Raw genomic sequence first — 15,683 nt, 5'->3', positions numbered from 1 at the left:
ATTTCAGAACAAACGTTCTGTATTTAGCTATGCAGAAGAGGGAGGGAGCAGCTCGATCGATGGACAGGTATACCGAAATTGACGAAGTGATCGCTTATATACATCGGCATTTAGACGAGCCTTTGCCACTTTCCCGGTTGGCGAATCATGTTGCGTATAGTCAGTATCATTTTGCGCGGATTTTTAAAGAAAGAATCGGTCTCCCGCCTCTTTATTACGTATCGACCATGCGACTCCAACGGGCAAAGGATTTATTGCTACGCACGAACATGAGTGTTCGCGACATCGGTCTGGAAATTGGCCAGCAGAGCCTGGGGACTTTCTCTACCCGTTTTACGGAGCGTGTCGGGGTATCGCCTAGCGAATTTCGAGAAACGGCCCAGCTAGCGGAGGACCGTCTCCGTTCCTTGCAGCAGTTGACCGAGTGGACTCGGTTACATCCAGCCCCCGAGCGACCGATGACCATTGCAGGGACAATCGAGTCCACAGAGCCTTTTCAAGGCGTCATTTTGATTGGATTGTTTGCCAAGCCGATTCCAGAAGGTCTTCCTTTATACGGAACATTGCTGCCCTCTCTAGGCCATTTTTGTTTTACCAATGTCAAGCCAGGTACGTATTACTTGATGGCGACATCTGTTGCCTGGGGCATGCAAGCGATGGATTTTCTCTTGCCGTACGAGACATTGCGCACACGTTCCAAGAAACCAATCATTGTCACACCAACTGCGATCGTCCCTCATCAGCAAGTTACTCTTCATGTGCCTCATCCGGACGACCCTCCCATCTTGATTTCTCTTTCTTTGCTCATGAATAGATTCATTCAGCGGCTTCCTCAATAGAACAAGAATCCCTTATTTTAAAATGGCGGTCTACGAATCTTTGGACTGCCTTTTTGGCATGGTCCGGTTAGAATGGAGCTTCTTGGGAAAGCATACTATCACAATAGTCGAACTTTTTTTCGTGAGCAGGATATTGGACGAAAAAGTGAAATGATAACTAGGCGCGACTATCATGCGCAAAAGAAAGGAAAGCAGGGAACGAGAATGTCAAAGCCTTACAAAAAAGTTTTTTGGGCAGCCGGTTTTGGCTGGATGTTCGATGCCATGGATGTTGCACTTTTATCTTTTATTATGGTGGCATTACGACAGGAATGGGGTTTGACGGGGGAAGAGGCTGGGCTCTTAGGGACGGGCAATCTCGTCGGCATGGCGATTGGGGCGATTGCAGGTGGCTATTTGGCTGACCGCATTGGCCGCAAGCCAGTGTTTTTGCTGACTTTGATCTTGTTTGGCTTGGCGAGCTTTGCGAGCGCTTTCGCGACTGGTTTTGCGACCATGCTGCTGTTCCGTTTCCTGATGGGACTCGGTTTGGGTGCCGAGCTGCCGGTAGCCTCGACGCTGGTAAACGAGTTTGCGCCACCGGAGAAGCGAGGAAGTACGGTTGTACTGCTGGAGAGCTTTTGGGCGGTTGGTTGGATCGCGGCAGCCGTCATATCGTATTTCATCATTCCGGACTATGGCTGGCGTGTGGCTGTCATGATCGGGGCGTTGCCCGTCGTGTACGCTTTGTTTGCCCGTCGAAGCATTCCTGAATCTCCGCAGTTTCAAAAGCAGGCCGAGAATATTCCTGTTGGAAAGCTGTTGACGTCCCATCGCACAGAGACAATTACGCTGTGGGTCGTCTGGTTTGCAATTGCTTTCTCGTACTACGGCATGTTTTTATGGATGCCATCTGTTTTGGTCGACAAAGGCTTTACGATGATCAAAAGCTTCCAGTATGTACTGATCATGACGTTGGCCCAACTGCCAGGTTATTTCGCGGCAGCCTATCTCGTGGAAAAATGGGGACGGAAATGGACGCTGGCGACCTTCTTGTTCATGACTGGTGTGATGGCCTTCGCTTTTGGACAAAGCAGTGGGACCATGGAGCTGTTGGTAACAGGAGCCTTCTTGTCCTTCTTCAATCTGGGGGCCTGGGGTGCTTTGTACGCGTACACGCCGGAAAATTATCCGACACCGCTGCGCGCTACCGGTTCTGGTATGGCATCTGGTGTCGGAAGAATCGGCAGTATTATCGCACCGTATCTCGTCGGTTACTACTCGTCGCATCATTACAGCTATACATTTATTTTTAGTGTATTTACCACGGTGTTGATTGTGGGAGCAATCGTCCTGCTCATCTACGGACGAGAAACAAAAGTCCTTGCTAATTCGGGGCCTCGTACAGGCCAAGTGTAGCACGCACCTGCTCTATAACCTCACGTTTCAGTTCATGTGGCTCCAATACTTGAATGTGCGGGCCGAAGCTGAGCACCAGAGAGCATGCTGACGCAAGTGTGTGAAATTCAACCTCTGCTTCCATCCAGTCGTCTGTTGCGGCTTGGGTGGAAGCTATTTTTATATAACGCTCCTGTTTTACGGCAGGCAACGTCTCTTTTTTGACGAGCAACCGCGCAGGATAACGTGGGAGACTGGACTTGAAGTCCAAAGTGGATTGTTCCCAATAAGAAGCGAGGTCGAAATCATTTGGGCGGAGGAAGACATCATCTAGGAGTTGGGCATCCAAAAGTCGTGAAATCCGGTACGTCCGCATGTCTTCGTCCACTTTTGCGACCAAATACCAAATGCTTCGCTTGGCGACGAGTCCGAGCGGGCAAACAATGCGCTCTACGGCCACATCCTCGCGCATGTAACGAATGAACAGCTTGCGGGAGAGCCAAACGGCATCTTGAACCATTGACAAGAATGGAAACGTCTCCGTCGATTCATGCCAGCCAGCCCCATCGATATGAAGGAGCTGGCGTACGTGGATGGCATCCTGCTGAACAGTTTTTGGCAGTGCGGACAGCAGCTTGAGAAAAGCAGCTTCATAGTTTTCATGCAGTCCGAGATCATTCAACAAGGCAGCTGGGGAGGCTACGAGCAGTGATTGCAGCTCATTTATTTTCATTCCGGTCAAATTACTGCGATACCCATCTGCCAAAGCCCAGCCCCCATCTGCACCGCGCAGCGCATAGACGGGAACACCTGACGTACTCAAAGCTTCCATATCACGATGAACGGTTCGCTCGGATACCTCCAGCCTTTCTGCTAATTGCTTGGAAGTCATGCGACCGTGGTTTTGCAAGAGTAACAAGATCGTAAGGAGTCGATCTGCCCGCATAAAAAGCCCTCCTAGAAGAAAGTCACAACATTACTTTGATTGTATCGTAACGAATATGACAGCAGTTGTCATATTTACTTCGTTATTCTTGATGCATGAATCGATAAGGAGGCATTATGAATGAAACCATTACAAGGCAAAGTAGCGGTGGTAGCAGGCGGTACAAGAGGAGCGGGACGGGGGATTGCGGTCAGTCTGGGAGAAGCAGGGGCGACGGTATATGTGACGGGACGCACGGTGCGTGGTCAACACTCTGATATGGCACGCCAGGAGACGATAGAAGAGACAGCAGAGCTCGTGACGGCAAGCGGCGGAAACGGGATCGCTGTGCGAGTCGATCATACGCAGGAAGAAGAGGTAAAAGCGTTCTTTGAGCGAGTAAAAGCGGAGCAAAATGGTAAGCTCGATCTATTGGTCAATGACATCTGGGGTGGAGATCCGTTGACTCACTGGGGGACGCCGTTCTGGGAGCAGCCATTGGCAGACGGCTTATTGATGCAAGAACGCGCCATTCGTACGCATATGATCACCAGTCACTATGCGGTTCCACTCATGGTGGCACAGAAAAAAGGGCTGATCATCGAGATTACAGACGGAATCGACTATCGGTACCGCGGCAATCTGTACTACAGCTTGGCAAAAATCTCGACGATTCACCTAGCTGTGTCGATGGCAGAGGACCTGCGTCCACACGGGGTTACTGCGTTGGCTTTAACGCCGGGCTTCCTGCGCTCAGAAGCGATGCTCGATCATTTTGGCGTGACAGAAGAGACGTGGAGAGAGGCGGCGAAGCAAGATAAGCACTTCCTCATGTCGGAAACACCTACGTACATCGGTCGAGCGGTGGTTGCGCTGGCTTCAGACCCGGCTGTCGCAGGAAAAACAGGGAAAACGCTCAGTACATGGGGCTTGTCGGACGAGTATCCTTTTACAGATAGAGACGGCAGTCGCCCGCATTGGGGAAATTACGCCGAGGAACAAGGGTTTTACCGGTAAGAACATACAAAACGGCTCCTTCGAATCAGTTCGAAAGAGCCGTTTTCCCTTAAAGGTTTATACCCCTTTCACTTCCTCCTTGTTTCGTCGGAGTGAATACCAGTTCATAAAACCGCGCATGCCATATACCGTATTTGCCGCCGTACAAGCCACGACATGACGGCTTTTTCGCAATGGATGGGTACTCGTTGAAATGCTAATGCTCCGGAGCTGCTCAACCGTGATGTCTTTTTTGGTTAAAGCATCGTCAAACTCCTTTTGCGCAGCTTGTTTTGCTTTAAACAGCATCATCTGTATGCGGCTGTATACGTTGATCGCTCCATCTCCCGTTGTTTCAATCGGAAGGAAGATGGCATCGGGGTATTTTTCAGTAATGAATGATTGAACACCATCGGAGACGCCAGAAGACGGCATACATCCGAATGGCTTGACGGAGAGGGTCATGTTTACTTTCCGTTTGGCGACGTTTAAGATTAGCTTTCCTACTTCCATATGACCTTCTCCACCGCGGACATGGTTGTTGTAGTGTTGGTGGGATACCTCTGCGATCTCGTCCATGTCGGGCAGATGATAACCATTGAGCCCGATCGTCTTCGCGTAGACCTGGAACAGGACTCGAATGGCACGGTCAGCTATAGCCAACATGCGCAGACGTACCACAGGGTTTTTCCCTTCCAAGCCGTAGCGGCCTGAATCTTCTCCACGCAGTCTCATCCGCTTTTTGGTGTCATAGCGTCCTTCCCAAATCAGGAAAAGAATCCACGCGGTAATCGATTGTACTTCCACCTCGGCTCCTTCCTGTTCGAGAAACCGCTGTAATTGATAGTTGCCGTCACCTTCTGTTGTCATCGCCCAAAACTCGCCGATGATGCTCACCTTCGGCTTGACTTGTGTACGGTCTACCTTGATTGCTTCCAGTTCTTTGCGGCATCTGATCAGCGCGGGAATCAGCCACTTGCGTTGATGCAGGGCATCGTACAGGAACTGCTTACAGCGTGCGAGAGCGGCATCGGTGGAGCCTGCTTCCACCTCATAGGGACGAATCCGATAAGCGATGGCATTCAAAATATCTCCCAGGAGAACCGCTTTGAGAAAACCGGCAAAAAACGAGGTGTCCAATTTCAGAGCCGATTCGCCGCCTGTTGCCTGTTTCAGACCGTTCTGCTGCTGAAACAAAAGAACGCGAAATCCGTCAAATCCGGCATCACGCAAGGCTTTGCGATACTCCGTGACATAGGTGCCAAAGCGGCATGGGCCGCAAGAACCGCTGGTGATAAACAGGTAGTTGCTCACGATTTCCTCTTTTGATTTTCCTTCGACCTCGCGCAGATGATGCAGATACTTAATCAGGTTGCCTACGGTAAAGTACGTCGGGTTGCATTGCCCGCGGTTTCCGAACTCTTTGCCAAACCGAAGTGACTCGGTATCCGGGCAATCCATGTGCTTCACCGTATAGCCCAATCCTTTCAATACTCCCTCAACCAGAAAATCGTGCGCCATGGTAAGTCCGCCAAAGAGGATGGTTGTGGTTGCCTTATCCTTCATTAAAAATTGACGCGGTACCGGATCGAACCATTGTGTTCTTTTTGCCTGTTCCAAACCTAACGCAAGTTCCTGTTCCGCTTGAAAATGAAGCAATTTACTCTCATCAGTTGAGCGGTTTGTCTTTGAGTCGTTGGGAAGCACTTTGCTTGTTGTCATCTGTTGGCTGTCGCTCCTTTTTTCTGGACGTTTAGTTGCCCGTCTGAGAAAGGTTTTTTTGCTCGTAGGAGTCCGTTTGCAAGCTGGAAAGCTCCAGTCGCTTCTGTTCTAAACGCAGTTGCAGTTCCGCTTTTTTCTGGGCCAGATCATGCAAGCGTTCTTCATGGAGTCCCAAGCTATGGGCATAGGTTTTTACGCGAATTTTGATCGACCCGCTTGGCTTGTTGGCATCAATATCGTGCAAGGCGGAGTAAGGCGTCCCTGCAGTCGAAATGATCGAGTCAATGAGTCCGTAGGTAGGCGCATCATGTCCGCATTTAAAGCTGGATAAGTCAAGTACGGCCACATTGGGATGACGGGCGGCAAATTTGGATGCCCATACTTTTTGCACAGAATTGGAACTGAAGTTTTCCGGCCACACATCACTGACCTCTAATGCATACTCCACACGTCCGCTCTCCAGATCGTCTTGGAAAAAGCGGTGCAGCCACTCTTCATCTTTCGGAATGGAGCGCATGGAGAGAATCGGATAACCCAATACTTGAAACTCTTCCAAAACGCCATGATTCATGCCAGGATCGGAATGATAGGGACGGCCGATCATCAGAATCGCGAGCCGATTATCCGCTTCCACCTGCTCGAGGATCATTTTTCCTCTTTCCTGCATCTCGGCATCAAACAGATTCATCGCGATCCAGCCCTGCTGCACGGCAAAATCGCTTTCATCCTCTGTCATTTGCAAAAAGTCTTTGAACGCTTCATACAACTGTTTTTTCATCAAGTTCAGCTCGGTGAAGGTAACGGCTGGATCGAGATAGGTAACTCCTCTCGTCTCAAAAAAGTTGACTTCTTTAGTAAAGGCGGCCTTAATCACGTTAGGTGCTCCTGCTACAATGGGACAGCTTGCTGAATCCATCACATTTTGCAGATGCGTCGGGATATGGGTGATGCATGGGAAAAAAATGTAGTCGAGCGGCTTTTTCTCATGGTGCTTAAACAGCAAATTGTGGATATGGGCTTGCGCCACCTTAGACGGGTAGCAAGGGTCGATGGAACCGTACTTTCCGCCTTCTTGCCACATTTCTTCACTGGTAAAGTCACTGAAAACAATATTGTTTTTATCTACACCGAGCGTTTCGAAGTAGGTGCGCCAAAAAGGGGCGGTGGACCAAATATTAAGCACGCGGGGAATCCCGATGCGTATCTGGCTTCTTCGTTCCATTTCCGCCGGGGCAGAGCGTTGGAATGGACGTTGATAGGAAGCCTTCCGCGTGCCGCCCCATCCTAACCAGCTTCGTTTGAACCGAACATCCTCTACGAGTGTATCCGTTTCGGGGAGCGGCTCTGGGTCGTAAAAGTGCTGATACATCCGAACGGCTTCATATTCCACCAAATTCGGATAGTGCTTCTTCAGCTCTTGTCGCTTCTTGGTGAGCTGGATCACGGCTTCCTTGTCCTCCACCGTTCCTTTCTCACAGCTAAAACCGGAGATATACCTGGCTGTTTGCCCATCCGGCGTCTCGGAATCGATAAACGTACGGCTGCAATGGTTCGGGCAGAATGTACAGCGAGTAGATTCATCGTTACGGCTCAAATAGGACAGGTTAATCGCTGATTCAAGACCCAAAAAGGTAGAATGGCCGCGGCGCTTGACTACACGCAGCGTTTCCATCGCGGCGCCGATTGCTCCCGCTTCTCCTGGATGGGGATGAACGTAAACTTCTGCATCAGGAACGCGCTGCTTGATGTAATCGACTTGTGCTTTTACCGCGGCGAGATTATATTGCGTTCCCCCTTGCAGAACGAACTTGCGTCCCAGTTCAGACATGCGAGGGATTTGCACGACATATTGCCAAACGTTTTTCGGCAAAACCAAAGCGAGGCCGGCCAACAGTTCTTCCTTCGAATAGCCTTCCTTTTGGAAATTGACACGGTCGGCATCGAGGAAAACGGCACATCCGTATGAGAAGGTAGGGGAAAGGTCAGCTTGGAAAGCTGTATCCGCATATTCTTGAACGGGAATGCCGAACTGGTCTGCCATCGCTTGCAACAACATTCCGTTTCCAGCAGAGCATTGGTTAGACAGTCTGAAATTGCGGATGTCTCCATTTTTCATGAAGAGAACCTTGATATCTTGTCCACCGATGTCGCAAATAACATCGATATCGCCAAATTGGTTGACAGCACTCATCATATGAGCAACGGTTTCGACAATGTTGACATCCGCCCTTAATGTTTTTTCCAGAACATCGGCAGCATAACCTGTGGCCCCGAAGCCGATGATCTCTAATTCGGCTCCTTGCTCACTCACCCTGTCTCGGAGCCTCTTCAGCATTTCCTTTGTATCTTCCAAGGGATTGCCCTTTGATAATTGGTACTCCTTCAGCAAGATGTTTCCGCTATCATCGACGAGAACCGCTTTGGATGAAGTAGAGCCGCCATCGAGACCGATTACGGCGCGTACCTTTTGCCCCGGCGTGAAGCTCGCAGATGTAAATTTGGGTATGCTGTACATCCTGCGGAATTCTTCCTGTTCTGTTTCCGACCGCATAAGCGGGGGGCCTGCCTTCTCGCCCAGTTTTGCCTTCCGACCGTTCGCAATAAATTCCTTCAGTCCTTCCAAACCCGTGTAATTGCCAACGCCAGCCGGCTCATGCATTCCGTAAATGACGGCACCGTAAGCGGCGTAGTACTGGGAATTGTCAGGAACAAAGATCAGTTCTTCTATCGGGACGTTTCGAGGATATTCGTATCCGCGCTCTTGCCAGGTCTGCGGAATCCGTTTTCGCCAGCATTCTTGAAGGAAAGGCAAGTATGTATTAGGGCCGCCTAGTAAAAGGACACGGTGGCGCAACGTATTGCCGCGGGTGAGAACGGAGAGATTTTGCATCACAATCGCATCGGCAAGGGAGCACATAATTTCAGCGGAGGGAATTCCGCTTTTCACCAGATTGACAATGTCTGTTTCCGCAAACACACCGCATTTGGCTGCCACATGGTGCAGTTTGGAATCATCAAAATGCAGTCGGCCCACTTCATCCATCGGCATGCCAGCTTTTATCATGCACTTGTCAATCGTGGCACCCGTGCCAGATGCGCATTTGTCATTCATTGACGTAAGGGCTTGCTTGTTGCCTGTCTCCTCGTTTTCCTTAAAAATAATGATTTTGGCGTCCTGTCCTCCCAGTTCGATGACACTCCCTACATCGGGATGAAGTTGTTCTACAGCCATCGTGACGGCATTCACTTCTTGAACAAACTTCGCTCCGATGTGCTCAGCAATCGGACCTGCACCAGAGCCTGTAATAAATACACGAATTTTTTTTTGAGGAATGTGAGGAAACTGATTTCCAATGGCAACCAATAGCTCCAGAACCTTTTCCGCCTGCTTTGTATGGTGCCGTTGATAATCTGACCACAGAATTTCTTTGCTGTTCGGGTTTACCACTGTCGCTTTGACGGTTGTCGAGCCGACATCAATGCCGAGAATGACAGAATCTAACCATTGATCTGTGCTGTCCATATCATCATTCCTTCTCCAAATTCTTCAAATACATTATTCGAATAATGGAAGCAACATATACAACATGGTTACAGTGATAAATGAAAGTGTTGAGATTGATATAAAAAACGCCGGTATCCTGTACGTTAAGGAATACCGGCAAGCATTCATTTGTGAAGACCGATTCGTTATCGGGCGTTTGGAAAAACCCGTTGGACCATCTCGTTAAATTCCTCAAAAAAGCCAGCAGCGGGTCTTCCTTGTCCTACATCTGTCACATACCGATTGACGCTATCAACAAATTCCGGGTTGGTGGATACGTACACATTTTGAATGTTTGGATCGGCTGCTCGGACTTGCTTGGAGATCTGATCTTCCAGCTCTTGGGTGAGTTTACCTTGATTAGTATTCACTGCAGCAGCTACATAGGCATTTCTTTGTGTAACCAGTACATTCGCTTGCGTCACACCGTTTATTTTTGCAATCTTTTCGGCCGCCTGATTGGCAATTTGAATGCGATTATCCAAATTATCCTGCGGTTGAGCTTGGTTTTGCTGTTGATTTTGGTTTTGTTGTTGATTTTGGGCTTGCTGTGTTTGAGCCCCTGGTTGTTGGCCTTGGTTATTGTTCAGGCAGCCAGCCATCATTATGGAAATGATGAATAGCCATATAATTCTTTTCATGCTTGTGCGTCACTCCTTCCAGCAATATGCCCTTATTATGTTTCATGCTTCGTATCCCATTCGCCAAATTCATTGATTAACTTCAATACGAACGGTTTAGAGGAGGGTTAGGGCATACTGAAACGGTTAGGAGGTGAGCAAAGATGGGACGAACAACAAAAAGAGCAGGAAGCCATCTAAGGTTCCTGCTCTTGTTTAACTTGTAGCATAGATGCATCGTTGGAACACACCTATATTTAAGCTAACGGCTGCGTATTCTTCTTTTTCACAAACCAGCTTTTCACATTGCCATTCAAAATCAAATGGGTGATTACCCCCGCAATCAAGCCCCAGAAAGCAGCGCCGATCCCGCCAATGGAAATACCGGAAATCGTGACGAGAAATGTAACCAAGGCGCATTCCCGTTCTTTCGCTTCGCTCATCGCCTGTGCGAGGCTGGAACTGAGTGAAGCAAACAGAGCCAAGCCAGCAATGACGGCGATCAATTCTTTGGGCAAGGTAGCGAATACAGAAGCCATCGTAGCGCCAAACATCCCGAAGATTAAGTAAAAGCCTCCGCAGGCAATCCCGGCAATGTAGCGCTTGGTATGATCCGGATGAGCTTCTTTTCCTGTGCAAATGGCTGCTGTAATCGCTGCCAGATTGATTCCCGGTGAACCAAAAGGAGCGAGCAACAGCGACGCGATGCCAGTAGTCGTTACGAGCGGTCCAGCAGGTGTATCGTACCCGTCTGCTTTTAAGACGCTAATTCCTGGGGCATTCTGAGAGGCAAGCGCGACGATGCACAATGGAATCCCCAAGCCGATGATCGCATCGAGAGAAAACGTCGGCATCGTAAAGACAGGCTGGACAAGGGACATCTGAACATTGTCCATTTGCAAATGCCCCAAAAGAAAGGCGACACCCAAGCCGACGAAAAGCGTAAGCACGACGGCATACCGCGGAGACCAGCGTTTTGCGAATAAATAGCAAAAGATCATCGGCAGAGCCAATGCAGGCAGGTGCTGCATGGAAACAAAGACTTCTACGCCAAAAGACAGAAGAATCCCCGCGAGCATGGCGGTCGTAATCGACTGCGGGACGTATTTCATCAAGACGGAAAACAAACCGGAAACGCCGACGAGTGTAATGACCACGGCTGAAAAAATATACGCGCCAATCGCGTCGGGGAAGGAGTATACTGTCAAACTGGTGACCAAAAGGACTGCCCCCGGCGTCGACCAAGCCGTGATTACCGGGGTGCGAAACCAGATGCTGAGCACAATACATGTTAAGCCGCTCCCAATCGAGATGGCCCAAATCCAAGAGGCGAGGACAGCATCGCTGAGTCCTGCACCCTTGGCAGCTTGAAAGACGATCAGCAATGGGCCCGCATAGGAGACCATCGTGGCGATGAGTCCAACAATAACGGCAGATAGAGAGAAGTCAGCAGGGATTTTTTTCAGGGTCGAGAAAGGTTTTTCGGGAACCACGACGTAAATGCCTCCTAGATGCGCCAATGCAGACGTTATGCTTTTTCGTTCAAAATGTAGCGAATCGTCCGTTTGGTGATGTTTAATTTTTTGCTTAAAAGCTGCCTGTTTCCATTCGTTTCGGTCAAGCCTTTTGCGATAATCGTTCGCCCGATCTCGCCTTCGAGCTGTTTAACCCGCTTGATCAAATAATCGAAGTCGATCCCGTCTACAGAGGTGACAAGTCGACTGATCGTATCGACAAAGCGTTCGCACTCGTGATCGATGGCCTGCTCGATCCGTTTGGGGACAGTGGGTGGATTCACTTGTACCGTGCGGCTCCGCAAATTCGCTGGCAAATGCTCGGCACGCAGTCGTTCGCATTCGTGCAACGCGATGGTTTGATTCAGTACGTTGATCAGTTGTCGGACATTGCCTGGCCAATCGTAGCGCTGCAAGAGCTCGATGGCATCCTGCTCGATTTCACATGGCCCTCCACTGCGCTTTTGCAAGTAGTAGTGCGCGATTGTGGGAATATCCTGAATCCGTTCGCGAAGAGGCGGAATCGACAGCTTGATCCCTTCCAGACGATACAAGAGGTCACTGCGGAAACGATTCATTTCGACTTCATGCTCCAGATCGCGGTTGGTAGCAGAAATAAAGCGAATATTGCTCTGACCGATCTGCTCGCCACCGACGCGCATGAACTCTCCCGTCTCTAGTGTCCGCAAGAGCTTCACTTGGATAGAAGGGGGAGCCTCCCCGATCTCGTCGAGAAACAGCGTTCCGTTATGTGCCAGCTCGAATAAGCCTTTGCGGGATTTGAGCGCTCCGGTAAAAGCGCCCTTTTCATAGCCGAACAACTCACTTTCCAGCAAGGATTCCGGCACGGCCCCGCAGTTAAAAGCGACAAAAGGCTGCTGGGCGCGATTGCTTGCTCCGTGGAGAAAACGGGCCATCAGCTCCTTGCCGGTACCCGTTTCGCCCTCAATAAGCACGTGGATCGCCTTTTTTGCTAATTTTTTGGCAATTGCGGTCACATTGGCCATCGGACTGTCAGATGAATACACGATACCATATTGGGCGGCTTCTTGGGATAGGTGATCGCTGTGTTTGCTGGAAGAGGAGAGCACCGCGTCGATGACCTGCTCCAGACTGCTCAGGTCGTCGAACGGCTTCTCTAAGTAATCGCGCGCTCCCCATTGCATCGCTGTCACAGCCGATTTAATCGTACTGTAGCCCGTCATGATCAAAACTTCGCAGGCGGGAAACACGGCCTTGATCTGTTTGAGCAGCGTCAATCCGTCGGCATCTGGCAGCTTTAGGTCCACGAGTGCAGCATGAAAGCCGGTAGTATCCGTATGAAGCAGCCGTTCCACGTCCTTGCCAGAATTGGCGACGACGATATCGCAGCCTTTTTTCTTGAGGAAATAGGTGAAAAAGGTAGTCACTTCTGTTTCATCATCCACGATCAAAATCCGTTTTTTCTCCATCGTTGTCCTCCTAGTCAGCTAACAGTGGCAAAAGCATCGTAAACTTGCTGTACTCTCCCTCCACGCTTTCGGCAAACAGCTTCCCGCCGTGTGCTTCTGCAATTCCAAGACTGACGGAAAGTCCGAGACCAGTCCCTTTTGTTCGTTCCTTCGTCGAGAAGAAGGGCTGAAAAATCTGCGAAAGCTGCTCTGCACAAATCCCTGTGCCGTTATCGTAAACGGATAAGCCTACGTAAGAGCTATTGTCCTCTTGTACGAGGAAGGAACGGATGACGATGCGTGGAGATTCCCTGCCTGCCACAGCGTCCCGTGCATTTAACAGGAGATTGATCACAATTTGCTCGATTTGATGACGACTTCCATGAAACAGCAGGGGAGGCTCAGACATTTCCCGGGTTATGGTCAAGCCGGAAACAGACAGCTGGTAGCCAATCAGCCCCAGTACGTCCTCTACGACCTCGTCAATAGAGGTAGTGGAAAACAAGTACTCTTCCTGCCGAGAGAAAGTGAGCAGGTTTTGAATGATCTTTTTGCAGCGCACCCCGCATTGATAGATGTCTTTCATCAAAGGAGCCGCTGGTGCATCTGCATCTGTCATCTCGCGCATGAGCAATTGAGAGTTTCCCAGGATGGCCGTGAGCGGACTGTTTAGCTCATGGGCGATGCCGGCAGCCATCTCGCCAATCGCCGCCATTTTTGCAGATTGAATCAGTTGGGCTTCGATTTTGATTTTTTCACTCACGTCTTGAAAAAGCAGGCTGTTTTCTACGACGACACCGACATGGCTGGCGACAAGCTGGATCAATTCGGTTTCGTCCCGATCGACTGGCTGCTTTGTTTGGCGTAAGAGTGTCAGAAAACCAAAGGTCTGATTCAATTGGCTGCGCAGTGGAACAGAGGTGGCGTGATGCTCTGGCAGCACTTCGGCAAGGGTAAGATGAACCTGCCCGGTGAGCACAGGCGCTTCCACTGAAACAGTCTGTGTCAGCGTATGGCATTGCCAATCTCCGTCATTCCACGTGGCGAGATACGAGGAGAGCATGCCCCCCTTCACAATGGTCAGGGCAAAATGCTCGAACACGAGAATTTGCGAGAGCTGTGCGGCGATATAACTAGTTGTCTGTTGCCAGGTGGCGTTGATCTGGATTTGTGTCAGCTGGTTAATGACGGCGAGCTGCTTGTTTTTCTTTTTCATCTCCTCGATCAGATAGACGAGCTCGCTGTAATAGCTTTTTCGCGAAGATTGAATCCCGGTCAATTTTTCTAGAATCTCTTGTTTGGTATGCATGGTAAACCTCCTACAAGGCTTGGCGAAACAACGTCGCGACATCGTGGACGGTCATGTCGCGAGGATTGGTCGTCATGCACACGTCCAGGACAGCGAGAGAACTGAGCAGGTCGATTTGCTCCGGATGCACTCCGATGTCCGACAACGATTGAGGCACCTCCAGATCGCTTACCAGCTCCTTAACCGCTTTGAGTGTGAGACGAGAGGCGGCATGTGTGCTTAAGCCCGCCGTGTTTTCACCGAGGCATTCAGCGATTTGCCTGTACTTTTCCGGTGCGGCGATGTAGTTGTATTCGAGTACATGGGGGAGCAGGATGGCATTCACCTCGCCATGCGGAGCGTCAAGGAATCCCCCAAGCTGATGGGACATGGCATGCACAGCACCGAGTATGGCGTTGGAAAAAGCGATTCCGGCTTGAAGACTTGCCATGGCCATTGCTTGCTTGGCCTCTGTATTGTATTGACTGGCGACAGAGGGGCGCAAATGCTGGGCGATGAGACGCATGGCTTGCAGCGAATGCACCTCGGTCAGCGGCGTCGCGGCGAGCGAAATATACGATTCAATGGCATGTGTCAGTACATCTATGCCTGTATTGGCAGTAAGCAGCTTGTCCTTGGTCATCAAGGTTTGCGGGTCGATGATGGCGATATCGGGTATGAGTGATTTGGAGATAATCGCCATTTTCACCTTGCGTGCACTGTCTACAATAATGGAAAATTGCGAAACCTCCGAACCGGAGCCGGCTGTCGTCGGTACCATCACCATGGGAGGAAGAGGATGCTGGATATTATCGACGCCTTCGTATTGGACGATGCTGCCCTCGTTGGTAGCCAACAGTGCAATTGCCTTTGCTGCATCGATGGCACTGCCTCCGCCAACACCGAGAATAGCATTGCATTCCTTGGCGCGATATTCAGCAATCCCGGCATGAATCTCGTAATCTTTTGGATTGGCCGTCACGTTGGTCCATAGATGGTAGTCGAGCTTTTGCTGCTGCAAGTAAGAGATGATCCGCTCGACCCAGCCTGCGCTTGCCACCCCCGGATCACTGACAAGAAAGACGCGAGAAGCTCCCAATCTCCGCAAGCTTTCCCCTACCTGTCCGAGAGACTGATTCCCAAAAATAATTTCCGGCGTCATGAACTTGGATATTTGCATGCGTTCGCCCCCTTTTTCCACTACGTAGTAATACCGCAGGCAGGGAGGAATACCCTTTTTTGGACAAAAGGTTGGCAAGTGGGCCGTTTTTTCGGCTCATGTGCCGCAATATCGGCTGCGTGGAAGAAAAGAAGCCGCATAATGACTCGTTTTTAAAGCGTTTTCATTTTGGCATACTGCTTGCAATTAGTAGGAGGCAGGAAGAACACCTGCCCTTTGCGCACATGCCTGAAGGGGATAAAAGAGGA

At 50.1% G+C, this 15,683-nt stretch carries 11 protein-coding genes; 3 read left to right on the top strand and 8 right to left on the bottom strand.

Translation table 11 applies throughout. The annotated features are described in order from the left end of the window. Positions 1–59 precede the first annotated feature (59 nt). Positions 60–839, top strand: a complete 780-nt coding sequence (locus tag C7R91_RS25805; protein WP_047074206.1) for a helix-turn-helix domain-containing protein — start codon at positions 60–62, stop codon at positions 837–839. 204 nt (positions 840–1,043) lie between these two features. After that, entirely contained in the window at positions 1,044–2,237 is a 1,194-nt protein-coding gene (locus C7R91_RS25800) for an MFS transporter (RefSeq protein WP_047074204.1), read from the top strand. Here the strand turns inward: C7R91_RS25800 and C7R91_RS25795 are convergent. Further along, positions 2,206–3,162 carry a helix-turn-helix transcriptional regulator gene (locus C7R91_RS25795; RefSeq protein WP_047074201.1) on the bottom strand — a complete coding sequence of 319 codons (957 nt, stop codon included), beginning with the start codon at positions 3,160–3,162 and terminating at the stop codon, positions 2,206–2,208. The two genes, C7R91_RS25800 and C7R91_RS25795, sit on opposite strands and share 32 nt — an antisense overlap. Before the next feature lie 120 nt (positions 3,163–3,282). Here C7R91_RS25795 and C7R91_RS25790 point away from each other — a divergent pair, with 120 nt between their 5' ends. Continuing rightward, a complete protein-coding gene (locus C7R91_RS25790; protein WP_047074199.1) occupies positions 3,283–4,158 on the top strand; it encodes an SDR family oxidoreductase in 876 nt (291 codons plus the stop codon). A 57-nt stretch (positions 4,159–4,215) separates the two neighbouring features. On the opposite strand, the gene C7R91_RS25785 is transcribed toward C7R91_RS25790, so the two are convergent. The 7 genes from C7R91_RS25785 to C7R91_RS25755 form a co-directional block, all read right to left on the bottom strand. Further along, positions 4,216–5,859 carry a 2-hydroxyglutaryl-CoA dehydratase gene (locus tag C7R91_RS25785; RefSeq protein WP_047074197.1) on the bottom strand — a complete coding sequence of 548 codons (1,644 nt, stop codon included), beginning with the start codon at positions 5,857–5,859 and terminating at the stop codon, positions 4,216–4,218. Positions 5,860–5,890: 31 nt separating this feature from the next. Next, on the bottom strand, positions 5,891–9,382 hold the full coding sequence (locus tag C7R91_RS25780; RefSeq protein WP_047074196.1) for a BadF/BadG/BcrA/BcrD ATPase family protein: 3,492 nt from the start codon (positions 9,380–9,382) through the stop codon (positions 5,891–5,893). Positions 9,383–9,549: 167 nt separating this feature from the next. Continuing rightward, positions 9,550–10,044 (bottom strand): YhcN/YlaJ family sporulation lipoprotein, encoded by a 495-nt coding sequence (locus tag C7R91_RS25775; RefSeq protein ID WP_047074195.1) that lies wholly within the window; start codon positions 10,042–10,044, stop codon positions 9,550–9,552. 236 nt (positions 10,045–10,280) lie between these two features. Next, complete coding sequence (locus C7R91_RS25770) at positions 10,281–11,516, bottom strand: benzoate/H(+) symporter BenE family transporter (RefSeq protein ID WP_047074193.1); 1,236 nt, start codon at positions 11,514–11,516, stop codon at positions 10,281–10,283. A gap of 35 nt (positions 11,517–11,551) precedes the next feature. Further along, the gene (locus C7R91_RS25765) at positions 11,552–12,988 is read right to left on the bottom strand and encodes a sigma-54-dependent transcriptional regulator (RefSeq protein WP_047074192.1); all 1,437 of its coding nucleotides are present in this window, start codon (positions 12,986–12,988) and stop codon (positions 11,552–11,554) included. A 10-nt stretch (positions 12,989–12,998) separates the two neighbouring features. Beyond that, positions 12,999–14,276 (bottom strand): ATP-binding protein, encoded by a 1,278-nt coding sequence (locus tag C7R91_RS25760; protein ID WP_106786237.1) that lies wholly within the window; start codon positions 14,274–14,276, stop codon positions 12,999–13,001. Positions 14,277–14,286: 10 nt separating this feature from the next. Continuing rightward, complete coding sequence (locus tag C7R91_RS25755) at positions 14,287–15,435, bottom strand: iron-containing alcohol dehydrogenase (protein ID WP_047074189.1); 1,149 nt, start codon at positions 15,433–15,435, stop codon at positions 14,287–14,289. Between the last annotated feature and the right edge of the window lie 248 nt (positions 15,436–15,683).

This window comes from Brevibacillus formosus (assembly GCF_003013405.1).
GTDB classification, from domain to species: Bacteria; Bacillota; Bacilli; order Brevibacillales; family Brevibacillaceae; genus Brevibacillus; species Brevibacillus formosus.
Note: the sequence above shows the minus strand (reverse complement) of the source record. Positions and strands in the feature narration are given on the sequence as shown.

Coding starts and splice junctions, on each gene's coding strand:
- C7R91_RS25805 (WP_047074206.1), top strand. CDS start 60: ATGGACAGGTATACCGAAATTGACGAAGTGATCGCTTATATACATCGG.
- C7R91_RS25800 (WP_047074204.1), top strand. CDS start 1,044: ATGTCAAAGCCTTACAAAAAAGTTTTTTGGGCAGCCGGTTTTGGCTGG.
- C7R91_RS25795 (WP_047074201.1), bottom strand. CDS start 3,162: ATGCGGGCAGATCGACTCCTTACGATCTTGTTACTCTTGCAAAACCAC.
- C7R91_RS25790 (WP_047074199.1), top strand. CDS start 3,283: ATGAAACCATTACAAGGCAAAGTAGCGGTGGTAGCAGGCGGTACAAGA.
- C7R91_RS25785 (WP_047074197.1), bottom strand. CDS start 5,859: ATGACAACAAGCAAAGTGCTTCCCAACGACTCAAAGACAAACCGCTCA.
- C7R91_RS25780 (WP_047074196.1), bottom strand. CDS start 9,382: ATGGACAGCACAGATCAATGGTTAGATTCTGTCATTCTCGGCATTGAT.
- C7R91_RS25775 (WP_047074195.1), bottom strand. CDS start 10,044: ATGAAAAGAATTATATGGCTATTCATCATTTCCATAATGATGGCTGGC.
- C7R91_RS25765 (WP_047074192.1), bottom strand. CDS start 12,988: ATGGAGAAAAAACGGATTTTGATCGTGGATGATGAAACAGAAGTGACT.
- C7R91_RS25760 (WP_106786237.1), bottom strand. CDS start 14,276: ATGCATACCAAACAAGAGATTCTAGAAAAATTGACCGGGATTCAATCT.
- C7R91_RS25755 (WP_047074189.1), bottom strand. CDS start 15,435: ATGCAAATATCCAAGTTCATGACGCCGGAAATTATTTTTGGGAATCAG.